15 protein-coding genes and 1 pseudogene are annotated in these 15,485 nt (G+C 72.1%); 9 read left to right on the forward strand and 7 right to left on the reverse strand.

From position 1 onward, the window contains the following. Positions 1 to 168 precede the first annotated feature (168 nt). Positions 169 to 1,035, reverse strand: a pseudogene (locus ACQPZ4_RS34205) (phosphatase PAP2 family protein); the annotation flags it as partial. A 617-nt stretch (positions 1,036 to 1,652) separates the two neighbouring features. On the opposite strand from ACQPZ4_RS34205, the gene ACQPZ4_RS34210 reads away from it, so the two are divergent. Further along, positions 1,653 to 2,303 carry an MFS transporter gene (locus tag ACQPZ4_RS34210; RefSeq protein ID WP_433044957.1) on the forward strand — a complete coding sequence of 217 codons (651 nt, stop codon included), beginning with the start codon at positions 1,653 to 1,655 and terminating at the stop codon, positions 2,301 to 2,303. Here the strand turns inward: ACQPZ4_RS34210 and ACQPZ4_RS34215 are convergent. From ACQPZ4_RS34215 to ACQPZ4_RS34235, 5 genes are all read right to left on the reverse strand, one after another. Then, positions 2,277 to 3,467, reverse strand: coding sequence for an EAL and HDOD domain-containing protein (locus tag ACQPZ4_RS34215; RefSeq protein WP_433044960.1), 1,191 nt, complete (start codon positions 3,465 to 3,467; stop codon positions 2,277 to 2,279). The genes ACQPZ4_RS34210 and ACQPZ4_RS34215 overlap by 27 nt on opposite strands. A gap of 29 nt (positions 3,468 to 3,496) precedes the next feature. Further along, a complete protein-coding gene (locus ACQPZ4_RS34220) occupies positions 3,497 to 4,696 on the reverse strand; it encodes an EAL and HDOD domain-containing protein (RefSeq protein WP_433044963.1) in 1,200 nt (399 codons plus the stop codon). 80 nt (positions 4,697 to 4,776) lie between these two features. Continuing rightward, positions 4,777 to 5,457, reverse strand: coding sequence for a GNAT family N-acetyltransferase (locus ACQPZ4_RS34225; protein WP_433044966.1), 681 nt, complete (start codon positions 5,455 to 5,457; stop codon positions 4,777 to 4,779). A gap of 9 nt (positions 5,458 to 5,466) precedes the next feature. Continuing rightward, positions 5,467 to 6,045 (reverse strand): hypothetical protein, encoded by a 579-nt coding sequence (locus ACQPZ4_RS34230; protein WP_433044969.1) that lies wholly within the window; start codon positions 6,043 to 6,045, stop codon positions 5,467 to 5,469. A gap of 59 nt (positions 6,046 to 6,104) precedes the next feature. Next, a complete protein-coding gene (locus tag ACQPZ4_RS34235) occupies positions 6,105 to 6,716 on the reverse strand; it encodes a hypothetical protein (protein WP_433044972.1) in 612 nt (203 codons plus the stop codon). Between the two features lie 56 nt (positions 6,717 to 6,772). Here ACQPZ4_RS34235 and ACQPZ4_RS34240 point away from each other — a divergent pair, with 56 nt between their 5' ends. The 5 genes from ACQPZ4_RS34240 (at position 6,773) to ACQPZ4_RS34260 (ending at position 10,431) form a co-directional block, all read left to right on the forward strand. After that, a complete protein-coding gene (locus ACQPZ4_RS34240) occupies positions 6,773 to 6,958 on the forward strand; it encodes a hypothetical protein (RefSeq protein WP_433066765.1) in 186 nt (61 codons plus the stop codon). A 20-nt stretch (positions 6,959 to 6,978) separates the two neighbouring features. Continuing rightward, the gene (gene serA / locus ACQPZ4_RS34245) at positions 6,979 to 8,205 is read left to right on the forward strand and encodes a phosphoglycerate dehydrogenase (protein ID WP_433044975.1); all 1,227 of its coding nucleotides are present in this window, start codon (positions 6,979 to 6,981) and stop codon (positions 8,203 to 8,205) included. Positions 8,206 to 8,263: 58 nt separating this feature from the next. Then, positions 8,264 to 8,896 (forward strand): HNH endonuclease family protein, encoded by a 633-nt coding sequence (locus ACQPZ4_RS34250; protein ID WP_433044978.1) that lies wholly within the window; start codon positions 8,264 to 8,266, stop codon positions 8,894 to 8,896. Between the two features lie 274 nt (positions 8,897 to 9,170). Beyond that, the gene (locus ACQPZ4_RS34255) at positions 9,171 to 9,548 is read left to right on the forward strand and encodes a hypothetical protein (protein WP_433067150.1); all 378 of its coding nucleotides are present in this window, start codon (positions 9,171 to 9,173) and stop codon (positions 9,546 to 9,548) included. Then, the gene (locus tag ACQPZ4_RS34260) at positions 9,535 to 10,431 is read left to right on the forward strand and encodes a ribonuclease Z (RefSeq protein WP_433044981.1); all 897 of its coding nucleotides are present in this window, start codon (positions 9,535 to 9,537) and stop codon (positions 10,429 to 10,431) included. Before ACQPZ4_RS34255 ends, ACQPZ4_RS34260 begins: the two co-directional genes overlap by 14 nt. Positions 10,432 to 10,435: 4 nt before the next feature. Here ACQPZ4_RS34260 and ACQPZ4_RS34265 read toward each other — a convergent pair whose 3' ends face one another. After that, positions 10,436 to 10,729, reverse strand: coding sequence for a DUF4193 domain-containing protein (locus ACQPZ4_RS34265; protein ID WP_433066767.1), 294 nt, complete (start codon positions 10,727 to 10,729; stop codon positions 10,436 to 10,438). Between the two features lie 316 nt (positions 10,730 to 11,045). On the opposite strand from ACQPZ4_RS34265, the gene ACQPZ4_RS34270 reads away from it, so the two are divergent. The 3 genes from ACQPZ4_RS34270 (at position 11,046) to ACQPZ4_RS34280 (ending at position 15,479) form a co-directional block, all read left to right on the forward strand. After that, the gene (locus tag ACQPZ4_RS34270; protein ID WP_433044984.1) at positions 11,046 to 13,469 is read left to right on the forward strand and encodes a GcvT family protein; all 2,424 of its coding nucleotides are present in this window, start codon (positions 11,046 to 11,048) and stop codon (positions 13,467 to 13,469) included. Between the two features lie 107 nt (positions 13,470 to 13,576). After that, positions 13,577 to 14,458 carry an FG-GAP repeat domain-containing protein gene (locus ACQPZ4_RS34275; RefSeq protein ID WP_433044987.1) on the forward strand — a complete coding sequence of 294 codons (882 nt, stop codon included), beginning with the start codon at positions 13,577 to 13,579 and terminating at the stop codon, positions 14,456 to 14,458. A gap of 169 nt (positions 14,459 to 14,627) precedes the next feature. After that, entirely contained in the window at positions 14,628 to 15,479 is an 852-nt protein-coding gene (locus ACQPZ4_RS34280) for an FG-GAP repeat domain-containing protein (RefSeq protein ID WP_433044990.1), read from the forward strand. Positions 15,480 to 15,485: the final 6 nt, after the last annotated feature.

The following is a 15,485-nucleotide window of genomic DNA, read 5'->3' on the forward strand; positions in this document are numbered from 1 at the left end:
CACCTCATCACCGGACGAGAGCCGCTGGGGCACCGTGTCCTCCTCAGCACCAGGCCAGGACTGAGGCGGCCGGCGGGTCATGGCCGGAGCCGGAGGAGCATCCGGCCGCCGAACCGGCGCGGCGGCGACCGGCGCCGGCTCGTCATCCGAAGGATCCGCCGGAACCCACTGCGGCACCACCCGGTGCGCCGTGGCCAGCACGCCCGCGATCACCAGGCCCGCGGTGCCGGTGATGCCCAGGGCGCCCCCCGCGTACGCGACGAACAGGCGCCGACGGCTCAGATCGTCCACCGCCCGCGCGATCACGTCGTCCGTCAGGCGCAGCGCGATCAGGGCCCCGACCAGCAGCCCGACCGAGACCAGCGCCAGGAACACCGTCGTGTACAGGTTCGCCGTGCCGTACGTGACGCCCCCGTGGCGGCGCTGGAAGATGACGATGAACAGGCTTGCCGCCGCGGCCCAGGCGCCCACCACCAGCAGGGCCGCCACCGCGTCGCTCGGGCGGTGCCAGCCGGCCGAGAGGGTGGCCACGCCGACCAGGGACGCGATGACCGCGCCGGCCAGCGCTACCGGGCCGCGGGTCTTCGGCGGTACCACGAGAATCAGGGCCACCACCACGGACGCGGCGACGGTCGTGTGGCCGCTCGGGAGGCTGTTGCCGGCGGCCACGCGGTCCACGTCGACGCCGAGGTGGGGCCGGTAGATGAGGGCCTTGAAGACCTGGGTGGTCGCGTTCGAGCCGCCGACGAGCAGCACCGCGCCGACGGCCAGGGCCAGCTTGCGGCGGGCCAGGGCGATGAAGCCGATCGCGACGGTGGCGACGGCTACGGACAGTACCGAAATGGTGCTCAGCGTGTCGTGCACGAGGCCCCAGACGTGCGTCTGGCCGATGCTGTTGCCGGTCAGCGCCACGTAGTCCAGGCGCTGGCCGTGCTCGCTGTGCACGAAGAACCGCCAGACCGCCACGAAACCGGCCGCCTGCGCGGCGCCCGCGACGAGGAGCCACGCGGCGAGCCCGAAAGGCCACCCACGCATGGCCAGCAAGATAGTCCAATCCCGCCAGTTTTGCGCCTCTGGCGATAATTCTTGCCCCCGCGGCGCCCGATGCGATCAGCTGCACGGCATGCGTTCCACCCCGTACTGGCCCGTCATCAGCCACCCCGTGCTGCGGCGGGTGCTGCCGGGCATCGCGATCTCCGCGCTCGGGGACGGCATGTCGCTCGTGGCGATCAGCTGGCTGGCCCTCGAACTGGCGCCGGACGGCAGCCGCGGCAGCTGGGTGGCGGCGGCGGTCGTGGCCTACTCGCTGCCCGCCGCGCTCGGTGGGGCGCTGTTCGGGCGGTTCCTGCGCCACCGGCCCGGCGCGCAGCTGGCCGGGTGGAACGCGATCCTGCGCGCGGGCGGTCTGGCCGCGATCGTCCTCGTGCACTCGCTCAACAGCCTGACCCCCGTCTTGTACGTCCTGTTCCTCGCCCTCTCCTCGCTCCTCGCCGCCTGGGGCTCGGCCGGGCGGTACACGCTGATCGCCGAGAACCCTCCCGCCCGAGCACCACCTGGCCGCGAACGGTCTGCTCGGCGTCCTCGGCGAGGCGGCCACGATCGCCGGGCCGCCGCTCGCCGGGCTGCTCATCGGCTGGACCGACCCCGCCGTCGTGCTCGCGATCGACGCGGCCAGCTTCGCGGTGCTCGCACTGACGTACCGCTGGGCAGTCGGCGCAAAGGGCCCGGAGCCCGCGACGACACCGAAGGCCAGGACTCTGTCCGGGCTCCTCGTCGTCTCGTTCGTGTTCTTCCTGGTGTTCGGGCCGTTCTACGTGGCGCTGCCGCTGCACGTCGCCGACGACCTGCACGCCTCGGCGACCCTGCTCGGCCTGTACTACACCGCGTTCGGCATCGGCGCCGTCGTCGGCGGCCTGGCCACGGCGTATCTGCGCCGCCTGCCCCAGTGGCCGGCGACGATCGGGATCATCCTCGCGTTCGGGCTGACCGTCCTGCCGCTCGGCCTCGGGGCGCCCGCGGCGGTGTCGCTGCCGATGTTCGGGCTGGCGGGGCTGTGCTGGGCACCGTACGTACCGATGGCGATGGCGCTGTTTCAGCGAACGACGCCGGCCGATCGGCTGCCGCAGGTGCTCGCGACGTTCGGGTCGATCACGGTCATCGCGGTGCCGCTGGGCACCGCCGCCGGAGGTCCCCTGGTCACCGCCCTCGGCGCCGAGCACACGCTGCTGCTCAGCGCGATCGCCATGGTGACGCTGGGCCTGGCGGCAGCAATTGGACTACTGCAAAGACGGCTCCGACAGTGAGCCGTTGGTCCAGCTGAGCGCGGCCAGGAGGTCGCCGTGCAGGTCGGCCGGGCCGCCGCGCTGGTAGGTGCGCACGTCGCGCAGCACGTCGCCGAGGTCGCCGGTGCCGTGCACGACCGCCTCCGCGACCTCGGGGGTGAGCGGCAGCTGGTCGGTCAGCGCGCCGACCGGCCCGCCGATCAGGTCGCCGATGGCCGAGAGCAGGCCGACCGTGAAGGCCGTCGGGCCGGCACCGGCGCCGCGGCGCTCGGCCACCGTCTGGCACATGCGGGCCCGCACGACCGCGTCGGTCAGGATCGACTCGTCGCCGTCGGCGAGGTCGGCGACCATCATGAGCGTCGCCCACTGGCGGACCTGGGGGACTCCCAGCAGTACGACCGCCTGGAAAATCGACGAGACGGGCTGCTTGAGGCCGTTGGACGCGGCGTTCACCCCGCGCAGGATGCGCACCGCGAGGGCCGGGTCGCGCTCGATGGTCGCCACCGCGCGGTCCAGGTCGACGTCCTCGGCGGCCAGCTCGGTCAGCAGCCGCACCCGGGCCAGCCGGGTCGGGTTCAGGGCCTGGGTGGTGACCAGGTGCGGGCGGCTCAGCGCGTGGCCCTGGAACAGCTGGAAGCCGTGCCGGACGGCCAGGTCCAGCAGCTCCGGGGTCTCGATGCGCTGGGCGATCAGGCGGATCCGCGGGATGCGCCGGCACTGGTCGATCAGGCCGCGGATCCGCTGCCGGTCGCCGGCCAGCATGTCGATCTTCACGTAGTGCACGTGCGGCAGCAGGCGGGCACCGGCCGCGTCGCCGGTGTACCCGTCGATGGCGAGGCGGTGGCCGGACTCGGTCAGGGCGGCCGCGGCGGCCACCACGTCGTCGTCGACGTCGACCCCGGGCAGGATCTCCAGCCCGACGGTGCCCGGCTCGAACGGCAGCGGCAGCTCGCCGACCAGGAACTCGCGGGTCAGGTTGATGAAGCAGCGCTTGTCGCCGACGAGCTCCTCGATGCCGAAGGCGGTGAACGCCTCGACGATCACCTGGCTGGTCGCGGCGCTGTCGCGGGCCGCGGCCTCCATGGCGTGCGGGCTGTCGCGGAACAGCAGCTCGTAGGCGGCGACGTGGCCCTGGGCGTCGTACAGCGCCTGACGGCCGATGTGCACGGGGCTGGTGCTGTCCACATTCCTCCATCGGCCGGTGCGGCCGGGATTCAAGAGCCGGGGCGGGCCCGCGGGGCGATGATCTGCCCGGTGTACGCCACCGCGTCCAGATAGGCCCGCGCCGTGTCCTCCACCGGCAGCGGCGCCGCGAGCAGCATCGGCAGGTCGGACGCCTCGTACGCGGCGACCAGGGACAGCAGCTCGCCCAGCGGCCCGGTCCCCTCGACCAGCGCCTCGGTCACGTCGTGGCTCAGCGACAGGCGCACGGCCAGGTCGGCGGCGGGCTGGCCGAGCAGCTCGGCGACGGCCGAGATCAGCCCGACCGTGAACGCGGCCTCGGGCGGCAGGTCCATCCGCCCGGCGATGTTCTGGCACATCCGGGCCCGGGTCACGGCGGCCGACAGCTGGTGCGTGCCGGGGTCGTCGAGATCGCTGACGAGCATCAGGGTGGCCCAGTCGCGCAGCCGGTCGACGCCGAGCAGCAGCACCGCCTCGTGCACCGAGGACACCTTGACCGGCAGGCCGAGCGAGTCGGCGTTGGCGGCCGCCATGAGCCGCAGGGACAGCGCCGGGTCGCTGGTCACCAGGCCGACGACCCGGGCGAGCGGAATGCTCGGGCCGACGAGCAGGCTCAGCAGCTCGACCCGGGCGAGCCGCGACGGCGAGAGGGCGGCGGCGCTGACGACCTGGGGGCGCCCCAGGAAGTACCCCTGGAAATAGTCGAACCCGAGCGCCCGCGCGAGGTCGAGCTGCTCCGGGGTCTCCAGCCGTTCGGCGACGAGCTTCACGCCGGCGTACTTCCGGCAGCGCTCCACGGTCGCCACGAGGTCCTCGGCCGGCGTCTCCAGCACGTCGATCTTCACGTACGCGGCGAGCTCAAGCAGCGGCTCGTGGCCGAGGCCGAAGACGTAGTCGTCCAGCGCGATGCGGTACCCCTGCCGGACCAGGTCGGCGACCGCGTCCACGACCTCGTCGTCGATCTCGACGGTCTCCAGGATCTCGAGCACCACCTGCTCGGCGTCGAACGGCAGCGGCAGGTCGCCGACGAGGAACTCGCGGGTCAGGTTCACGAAGCACAGCCCGCGCCCGCACAGCGGCTCGATGCCGATCTCGGTGAAGGCGGTGATGAGGACCCGGCTCGTGGCGTACGCGCCGCGCTCATCGGCCTCGATCGCCCCCGCGTCGCCGCGGAAGAGCAGCTCGTACCCGTGCACGTCGCCGTGCCGGGAGAAGATCGGCTGTCGGCCCACGTGCACGGCACCGGAACGGGGGAACATACCGCACTCATCGACCCGCCCGGCGCCGATCTGCGGTTTTTCGCGCCGCCTCGTTACGCGTTCCCGGCCAGCGCATGGATCTTCCAGCCGAGGTCCGGGAAGCCCGACGCGACGGCGACATGGGCGCTCGCGGTGTTCGCCGGGTCGTGCAGATATATCGGTACCGCCCGTGCCTGCACGATCCGCCTGGCCGCCCTGGTCACGAGCCGCCGCGCGAGTCCCCGGCCGCGGGCGCGCTCCTCGGTGCCGACCGAGATCTCGACGCCGGTCGGGTCGTGCGGCTTGAGCCCGACGCCGGCCAGGTACGCCCCGGTGCCCGGCTCCCGCGCGATGAGCACGTCGCCCGGGAACGGCCGCAGCCAGTCGGGGATGCCGGGCCCGTCGGACGGCTCCCACTCCCCCGCGTCCTCCATCGCCGCCGGCGCCTCGCTCCACCGGAACACGCCGGTGAAGAAGACCTGCTCGGGCCGCCCGACCAGGCCCGGCAGCCGCGCGGCCAGGGTCGCTTCGAGGTCGCCCGGCGCGGTGGCCGCCACGAGTTCCGCGACCGCGTCGACGCTGCCGGGCGGGACGGACAGCACGCCGTTGCCGGCGGCGTCGCTCACCCCGAGGGCCCGCTGCTCGCCGCCGTCCCACCGGGGCTGCTCCCGCCGCGGGCTGCCGACGACGGTCAGGCCGGTCCGGGCGGTCGAGGGCCAGCTGCCCAGCCAGGCCCGAAGAAATCGATCAAGCACTCGGGAATCCTACGGTTGCGCGCGGTACTGCGCGCTCAGCACCTCGGCCACGCGCTTGGTCCAGTCGGCCGGGCCGTCGACGGTCCAGTTCTCGCCGAGGGCCATGAACAGCGGACCGGGGTTGCCGGCCTCGGCGGACCACTGCGCCTCGACGTCGCTGTGCGCCGGGTAGACACCGACCCCGACGACCTGCCCGCCCGCCGTGCAGCGGCCCCGCTCGGTGGCCTTGCCCGGGGCCGACACGGCCTCGTAGCCGGAGCAGGGCAGCCCGCGCCGCTCCAGGTAGTCCACGAGCGCGTGCGGGGAGCTGAAGGTCTGCGGCGCGTCGGCGGCCTCGGCCGGCTCGTGGCCGATGCGGGTGACGAGCACGGCGAGCACCCCGCCGGCGACGAGGACCCCGGCGGCCAGCGCGGCGACCCAGGCGGTCGGAATCCGGTGGATCGGGTGCTGCTTCGGCGGGGGCGGCGGCAGCGGCAGGGTGGCGTCGCTGGGTGCGTCGGCTCTGACCTGCTGCACCGCCAGTGCCGCCGCGATCCGTTCCGGCGTCGGCAGGGGCTGGGTGTCGTGGTCGAGGGACTGCTCGGTCACGCGTGCAAATTACCCCGGCCCGTTCGCGGACTGCGCCCGACCGAACGGTCAGATCTGACTCAGCGTCGTAAGGGCGACACGTCGGGGAGGCGCACCGCGATCTCTTCGCCGAGGCCGGCCCCGCCCAGCAGCTCCAGATCGTCGCCGCTCCAGAACTTGCCCGGGTCGTACCAATTCGCGCGGCGTTTGCGTTCCAGCAGCCCCATGTCCTCGTACGTGACAGCCACCACCTCGGCGCAGTACGCGGTCTCCAGGCTGCCGCCGGCCGGCTGGCGCAGGTTCGGCAGCCGGCCCTTGAACCAGCGCCCGGCGAGGCGCGCGGTGGACGGGAACGGGGTGCCGTCCAGGCGGGCGACGGTCCGCAGCGCGGCGTCCTCCATCGCCGCCCCGGCCTCGGGGAACAGCTGCCGGAGCCAGGCGCGCTGGCCGTACCGGCGGCCCCAGACGAGGACCGCGTCGCGCAGGTCGTGCAGCTGGACCCCGCGCTGCCTGGTGCCGGTCCACATGTCGGGCAGCGAGCGCCCCAGCTCGGCGTGCCACATCAGCGGCGGCATGTCCTCGAGCACGATCGCCATGCCGACGTGGTTGACCGGGCTGTTGGTGAGCGTCTGGATGGCGCGATCGGCGGTGCTGCGGCCGCGGAACACCCACAGGTCACCCGTGCGTGTCATGCGCACGGCCTCATCGAGATCCACCATCACCCGGACTACCCTAGGGCCTCATGCGGATGAAGTGGTGGAAGGTCGTCGGGCTCGCCGGTGTGGTCGGCGTGGCGGCGACGGGAGTGCTGGTCGCGCGGGCCGAGCGGCAGCGCCGGGCGTACACCCCGGAGGAGATCCGGGACAAGCTGCGCACACGGCACGCCGTCGCACAGGTCGGGACGAGTCGCGGCTCACGTACCAGTGGCAACTGAGGTCACCTAGGGTAGGGAGTGTGCTGCCACTGACATCCCAGGCCGACCCGGTGAGGGTCCTGTTCCTCGAAAACATCCACCCGGTCGCGGTCGAGCGGATGCGCTCCGAGGGGTACGAGGTCGACACCGCCGGGCACGCGCTCGACGAGGACGAGCTGATCTCCCGGCTCGACGGGGTCCACCTGCTGGGCATCCGCTCCAAGACCCAGGTCACCGCCAACGTCCTGGCCTCCGCCCCGAGCCTGCGGGCGATCGGCGCCTTCTGCATCGGCACCGACCAGATCGACCTGCGCGCCGCCGCCGAGACCGGCATCGCCGTGTTCAACGCGCCCTTCTCCAACACCCGCAGCGTGGTGGAGCTGGCCATCGCCGAGATCATCGCGCTGACCCGCCGGCTCACCGAGAAGAACGCCGACATGCACAACGGCGTGTGGAACAAGGAGGCGGCGGGCTCCCACGAGGTCCGCGGCCGGTCCATCGGCATCGTCGGCTACGGCAACATCGGCACGCAGCTGTCGGTGCTCTGCGAGAACCTCGGTCTGCGGGTGTACTTCTACGACACCTCGGAACGGCTCGCCCTCGGCAACGCGGTGCGCTGCAACTCCCTCGACGAGCTGCTGGAGGTGTCCGACATCGTCACCCTGCACGTCGACGGCCGCCCGGGCAACAGCGGCTTCTTCGGCGAGGAGCAGTTCGCCCGGATGCGCCCGCGGAGCATCTTCCTGAACCTGAGCCGCGGCTTCGTCATCGACCACGACGCCCTGCGCCGGCACCTCGACAACGGCCACCTCGCGGGCGCCGCGGTCGACGTGTTCCCGAAGGAGCCCAAGGCCAAGGGCGACGAGTTCGTCTCCGCCCTGCGCGGGCTGCCCAACGTGATCCTCACCCCGCACATCGGCGGCTCGACCGAGGAGGCGCAGTCCGACATCGGCTCCTTCGTGGCCGAGAAGCTGCACAAGTACGTGGCCGAGGGCTCCACGACGCTGAGCGTCAACCTGCCGTCGCTGAACCTGCAGCAGGCCCCGGAGACGCACCGCATCGCGCTGCTGCACCACAACGTCCCGGGCGTGCTGGCCGACGTGAACAGCATCTTCGCCGGCCACAAGGTCAACGTGGAGGGCCAGATCCTGGCCACCCGCGGCGAGTACGGCTACCTGCTCACCGACATCGCGGCCGTCTACCCGCAGGACATCCTCACCCAGCTGGCCGGCATGGCCACCACTGTTCAGCTGCGCGTCCTCAGCTAGCAATTGATTAAAGTGAATATCTAGGGCAGCGTGCTCCCTGACACCGAAGGGAGCACGCATGCTCAGGGTTGTTCGCGCGGCCGCCGTGGTCGCCGCCGTCACCGCGGGGTCCGTCGTGGCGCTCGCCGCCCCGGCCGGGGCCACCCCTCCCGGCATCCCGTCCAAGGCCACCGCCCAGTCCCAGCTCAACGGCCTGACCGTGGCCACCGAGGGCTCGATGAGCGGCTACAGCCGCGACAAGTTCCCGCACTGGATCACCATCTCCGGCTCCTGCGACACCCGAGAGACCGTCCTCAAGCGCGACGGCACCTCGGTGGTCACGAGCAGCTCCTGCGCAGCGACCTCGGGCCGCTGGTACAGCCCGTACGACGGCGCCACCTGGACCGCTTCGGGCGACGTCGACATCGACCACGTCGTCCCGCTGGCCGAGGCCTGGCGCTCGGGCGCCTCGTCGTGGACGACGGCCCAGCGCCAGTCCTTCGCCAACGACCTGAGCCACCCCCAGCTGATCGCGGTGACCGACAACGTCAACCAGTCCAAGGGCGACCAGGACCCCTCCACCTGGCAGCCGCCGCTGACGTCGTACCGCTGCACCTACGCCCGCATGTGGATCTCGGTGAAGTCCACCTACAAGCTGAAGCTCCAGTCGTCGGAGAAGACCGCCCTCCAGTCGATGCTCAACGCCTGCTGACGAGGCCGCACAGGCGGCGCACCCCGTCTCGACCTCCGCCCACCCGGCACGCAACACCTCGCGGGCGGCGGCGGTCGCGAGGGGTGCGCCGCCACGCAACACCGCGGCGGCGAAACGCAGCATCGTCTCCTCGCTGTAGCGCTCCGCGAGGTACCGCGCGGCGAGGTCGGCGTCGAGCCGTGCCGCGGGCGGCGAGCCACTGACCGCGACCGAGTCTGCCCGACGCAGCGCTGTCCCCCCGCCCCGGTCACGGATGGTGCAAGCGTGCGGCGGCGTGGACGAGGTGCTGCAGGACCAGCCGCACCGGACGGTCGTGCGGGTCGGCGACACCGTGCGGCGGCCGGTGCAGCCGTGGAGCCCGTCGGTCCACGCACTGCTGGGCCACCTGGAGGCGATGAGCTCCTACCGGCACCCCGGGCCGGCCGACCGGCGCCGGCGAATCGCCGTCTTCGCGAAGGCCTACGGGATCGCACCGGACGGGCTCGAGGAGCAGGTGGTCGCCCAGCAGGAGCTGGTCCGGCGCGGGTGCTCCGGCCGGCCGCGGAGGGACGGCAGCCGCAACAAGACTGGGTCGCGGCTGGCCGCGACCGGGAAAATGCCGGCGCGGATCGCGTGGAGCCGCCGGTACAGTCGGCGAAATGTCGCACCGTGAGCTTGTCGTGCTCGGCACCGCCAGTCAGGTGCCGACCAAGCTGCGCAACCACAACGGGTATTTCCTGAGCTGGGACGGCGAGGGCATCCTCTTCGACCCGGGCGACGGCACCCAGCGCCAGATGGCCCACGCCGGCGTCGCGGCCAGTGACATCACCCGGATCTGCCTCACGCACTTCCACGGCGACCACTGCCTCGGCCTGCCGGGGGTGATCCAGCGCATCTCCCTGGACGGCTCGCAACACGACGTGCAGGCGCACTTCCCGGCGTCCGGGGAGGTGTACTTCGACCGCCTCAGGTACGCGGCGCCCTACTACGACACCGCGACGATCACCAAGCGCCCGGTCGCGGGCGAGGGGCTGCTCGCGGACACCGGCACAATGCGCATCGAGGCGTACCGGCTCGATCACGGGATCGAGGCCTACGGCTATCGCCTCGTCGAACCCGACGGGCGGCGGATGCTCCCGGAGCGGCTGCGGGAGCACGGCATCGCCGGACCGGACATCGCCGCGCTGCAGCGGGCCGGGTCGTTGGGCGGGGTGCGGCTGGAGGACGTGAGCGAGCCCAGGCGGGGGCAGCGCTTCGCGTTCGTGATGGACACGCGGCTGTGTGCGGGCGTGCGGACGCTCGCCGAGGGCGCCGACGTGCTCGTGATCGAGTCGACGTACCTCGCCGAGGACGAGGACCTGGCCGTCGCGCACGGGCACCTGACCGCCGGGCAGGCGGCGCGGGTGGCCGCGGAGGGCGGGGTGCGCACGCTCGTGCTCACCCACTTCTCGCAGCGCTACGACGACCCGTCACGCTTCCGGCGGGAGGCGGAAGCGGTCTTCGACGGGGAGGTTGTCGTCGCCGAGGATCTGACTCGCGTCAAGATCCGCGGCTGACACATCAATCACATTCGGTGCAGATCGGCGCGCCGTTCTTCTCCCGCGACAGCTGACTGCGGTGGTGGACCAGGAAGCAGCTGGAGCAGCGGAACTCGTCGCCCCGCATCGGTACGACGGGAACGGTCAGCTCCTCGTCGGTCAGCTCCGCGCCGGGCAGCTCGAAACCGGCCTCGTTCTCGTCCACGTCGACGACGGCCGACTGGCCGTTGCTCCGCCGCGCGGTGAGCTCCTCCAGGCTGTCCTCGGCGAGGTCCGCTCCGACCGGGTTGCGTGGGGCGTCGTAGTCGGTGCTGATGGCCATGGCGTTCACCCTCTCATGGTGACTTGGTTGTGTAACGAACGCCGCCGGCCTCGGATGTGTTCCCGACCGACATGAATGAATCCAGAAGTGTCCCAGCTCACGCCGGTTCACGCGGATCCGGTCCCGATTTGGTCCACTGTGGACATATCAACAGCGGCAGCGCCAACGAGGCTACCTCGCCGGGTCGCCCGTGCGGGGACTTTTGGCATTCTCGGCCCAGATGTCGCCGGGCCGTTCGAAAAGCCCCAGGTCAGGACGGTGGGCTGGCCGATTGGAGGAACGCGGCGGTGTCGGCCGTTACAGTGCTGCCATGAACGTTCCGGAGCGCGCGCGTGTGGTGGTCGTGGGTGGTGGGGTCATCGGGACGTCGGTGGCGTACCACCTGGCGAAGGCCGGGATCACCGACGTCCTGCTGCTGGAGCGCGACCGGCTCACCGCCGGCACCACCTGGCACGCGGCCGGGCTGATCGTGACGTTCGGCTCGCTGTCGGAGACCTCGACCCGGATGCGACAGTACACCCGCGACCTGTACGCGAGCCTGGAGGACGAGACCGGCCTGTCCACCGGGCTGCGCCAGTGCGGGTTCATCGAGCTGGCGGCGGACGAGGGGCGGCTGGAGGAGTACCGCCGCGTCGCCGCCTTCAACCGCCACCTGGGCGTCGACGTGCACGAGATCTCCCCCGCCGAGGTCAAGGGGCTGTTCCCGCTCGCCCGCACCGACGACGTCCTGGCCGGGTTCTACGTCGCCGAGGACGGCCGGGCCAACCCGGTCGACGTCACGATGTCCCTCGCCAAGGGCGCCCGGCAGCGCGGGGTGAAGATCCTGGAAGGGGTACCGGTCACCGGCACCCTCCGCCGCCGCGACACGGTCACCGGGGTGCGCACCCCCTTCGGCGACATCGAGGCGGAGGTCGTCGTCAACTGCGCCGGCATGTGGGCCCGCCAGGTCGCGGAGGAGGCCGGGGTGAGCGTGCCGCTGCAGGCGGCCGAGCACTACTACCTCATCACCGAGCCCATCGACGGCGTCCGCGCCGACCTGCCCGTGCTCGAGGACCCGGGATCATATGGGTACTTCCGGGAGGAGACCGGCGGCCTCATGGTCGGGCTGTTCGAGGGCGCGGCCGCCCCGTGGAGCGTCGACCGGGTCCCCGACGGCTTCTCGTTCGGCACCCTCCCGCCCGACTGGGACCGCATGGCGCCCTACCTGGAGCGGGCGATGGCCCGGATCCCGGTCACCGCGACCGCCGGCGTGCGGACCTTCTTCTGCGGCCCGGAGAGCTTCACGCCCGACCTCGCGCCGGTCTTCGGCGAGTCCCCGGAGCTGCGCAACTACTTCGTCGCGGCCGGGCTGAACTCGATCGGCATCCTCACCGGCGGCGGCATCGGGCAGGCCCTGGCCACCTGGATCGCCGACGGGCGCCCGGACATCGACGTGACCGGCATGCACATCGACCGCCTGCAGCCCTACCAGCGCAACCGGGAATACCGCGCCGCCCGTACCGTCGAAGCCCTGGGTCAGGTCTACGCCTGTCACTTCCCCGGCAAGGCGCTGACGACGGGGCGCGACGCCCGCCGCTCGCCCCTGCACGACGCGGTGGCCGCGCACAAGCCGTTCCGCCGGGACGTCTCCGGCTGGGAGATGCCCGACGTGTACGGCTTCGACGCCCCCTTCGAACCCTCGTGGGACCGCCCGGCGTGGTTCCCGCAGTGGGCCGCCGAGCACCGCGCGGCCCGCGAGGACGCGGTCCTCATGGACATGTCCTTCATGGCCAAGTTCCTGGTCCAGGGGCGCGACGCGGCCGCCGCCCTGGAGGAGCTCTCGGCCGGCCGGGTCGCCAACCCGGGCACCGTCACCTACACCCAGTGGCTCAACGAGGGCGGCACCATCGAGGCCGACCTGACCGTCACCCAGCTCGGCGAGGAGCGGTTCTGGGTGGTCGCCTCCGACACCGCGCACCGCCACGCGTTCACCCGGCTGCGCCGCCACCTCGACGGCCGGCTCGCCTTCGCCACCGACGTCACCTCCGGCTGGGCCCAGCTCAACGTCCAGGGCCCGCGGTCCCGGGAGATCCTGCAGTCCGCGGCCGGCACCGAGATCGCGCTGCCGTTCCGCGGGGCGGCCGAGCTGGAGATCGGCTTCGCACGGGTGCTGTGCCTGCGCATCACCTACGTCGGGGAGCTGGGCTACGAGCTCTACATCCCGGCGGAGCAGGCGGTGCACGTCCACGACCGCCTGGTCGCCGCCGGGGCCGGGCACGGCCTGCGCCACGCCGGGCTCAAGGCCCTCGCGAGCCTGCGGATGGAGAAGGGGTACCGCGACTACGGCCACGACATCGACAACACCGACGACGTCCTCTCGGCCGGCCTCGGGTTCGCCGTGGACCTGGACAAGGGCGACTTCATCGGCCGGGACGCCGTCGTGGCGCTCAAGGCCCGCGGCCCGCTGACCCGGCGGCTCGTGCAGGTGCTCGTCACCGACCCGAAGGCGCTGCTGCACCACGCCGAGGTGGTCCGGCGCGACGGGCGCGACGTCGGGTACGTGCGGGCCGCCTCCTACGGGCACACCCTCGGCGGCGCGGTCGGGCTGGCGATGCTCGACGCCGGGGCCGAACCGCTCGACCAGGCCTGGCTCGACGCGGCCCCGCTGACCGTCGAGGTGGCCGGCACCAGCTACCCGGCCCGGGCCTCGCTGCGCCCCTTGTACGACCCGGCGAGCGCGCGCGTGCGCGTTTGACACGGTTGACAGGAACGCGACCGGTACGTTGCTTTCAGTTATTGCGCGCCTACTCTCGGTGATGTTGAGGTCGTAACCGACGATCCACCGACACGGGGAGCAGGGACATGAAGATCCGACAGCTGGGCATCGCCGCCGCCGCCGCGGGCATCGGGCTGGCCACGTCGCTCACGCTCGCGGCGCCGGCCACGGCCGCGGCCTCCGACGGCGCGTTCACCGTCGCCGGCGTGCAGGACTGGGACCACGACGGCCACCAGGACATCGTGGTGCGCGAGAACGGCACCGGCGACCTGTACCTCTACCCCGGCCGCTCGGTCCGCGGGTACAGCACGATCCCGCGCGTGAAGATCGGCAACGGGTGGAACGGGTTCACCTTCGGCGGCGTCACCGACTGGGACAAGGACGGCCACCAGGACATCCTCGCGGTCGAGAACGGGACCGGCGACCTGTACCTCTACCCCGGCCAGTCCCGGCGCGGCTACTCGTCCATCCCGCGCGTGAAGATCGGCAACGGCTGGCACGGGTTCACGATCCTCGGGCTCGGCGACTGGGACAAGGACGGCCACCAGGACATCGTCGCGCGCAGCGAGTCCACCGGCGACCTGTACGTCTACCCCGGCCAGTCCAAGCGCGCCTACTCCTCGATCGACCGGGTCCAGATCGGCAACGGCTGGACGGGGCACACCGTGGCCGGGATCGCGGACTGGGACAAGGACGGCAACGCCGACATCGTGACCCGCGAGGACGCGACCGGCGCCCTGTGGCTGTACCCGGGCCAGTCCAAGCGCGGCTACTCGACGGAGCAGCGCGTGCAGATCGGCAACGGCTGGACCGGCTACACCTTCGCGGGCCTGGCCGACTGGGACGGTGACGGCCACGCCGACATCGTGACCCGCAACGACAGCACGCGGGACCTGTGGCTGTACCCCGGCCAGTCCAAGCGCGGCTACTCGACCGTCGAGCCGGCGAAGATCGGCAACGGCTGGTAGGCCGCCAGAAAGCCACACAATTCGAAAATGTTACCCAGCGTGGCGAAATGCATACATCCTGTGTGGTGGGCGGTGCCGACTCGGGCCGCCCACCGCGGGCCGTCAACAGCGGCCCGCGCCTCACGCGGACGCAACCGGCGCCCGCGTCTCACGGGGGAGCAGCAAAGACATGCGGATCAGCAGACTCGGCCTGGCGGCGGTCGCACTGGGGCTGGCGGCCGCGACGGCCGGCGGCGCACCTGCGTCGGCGTCGGGCACGTACTCGTTCGCGGGCGCCGCGGACTGGGACAACGACGGCAACCAGGACATCGTGGCCCGCGACCCCTCAGGCGACCTCTGGCTCTTCCCGGGCCAGTCGGTGCGCGCCGTCGCCGACGTGGCGCCGGTGCAGATCGGCAGCGGCTGGAACGGCTACACGTTCACCGGGATCGCCGACTGGGACAAGGACGGCAACCAGGACCTGATCGCGCGCAACGTCGCCGGCGACCTGCTGCTGTTCCCGGGCGAGGCCAAGCGCGGCGTGTCGACGCAGGCACCGGCGCAGATCGGGCTCGGCTGGAACGGGTACACCTTCGCGGGCATCGCCGACTGGGACAAGGACGGCAACGCCGACATCCTCGCCCGCGCCCTCAACGGCGACATGTGGCTGTTCCCGGGCGAGTCCAAGCGGACCTACAGCACCGCCACCCCGGTGAAGATCGGCACCGGCTGGTTCGGCTACGACTTCGCCGGCATCGCCGACTGGGACAACGACGGCAACCAGGACATCATCGTGCGCGGCACGACCGGTGACCTGAGCCTGTTCCCGGGCCAGTCGACCCGCGGGGTCTCCACCGAGACGCCGGCGCTCATCGGCACCGGCTGGAACGGCTACGACTTCGCCGGCGCGACCGACTGGGACAAGGACGGCAACGCCGACCTCGTGGCCCGCAAGACGAACAACGACCTGTGGGTGTTCCCGGGCGACGCGACCCGCGGGGTGAGCGGCCAGGACCCGGTGCAGATCGGCAGCGGCTGGTAGCGCATC

Source organism: Dactylosporangium sp. CS-033363 (assembly GCF_050942475.1).
Classification (GTDB): Bacteria; Actinomycetota; Actinomycetes; order Mycobacteriales; family Micromonosporaceae; genus Dactylosporangium.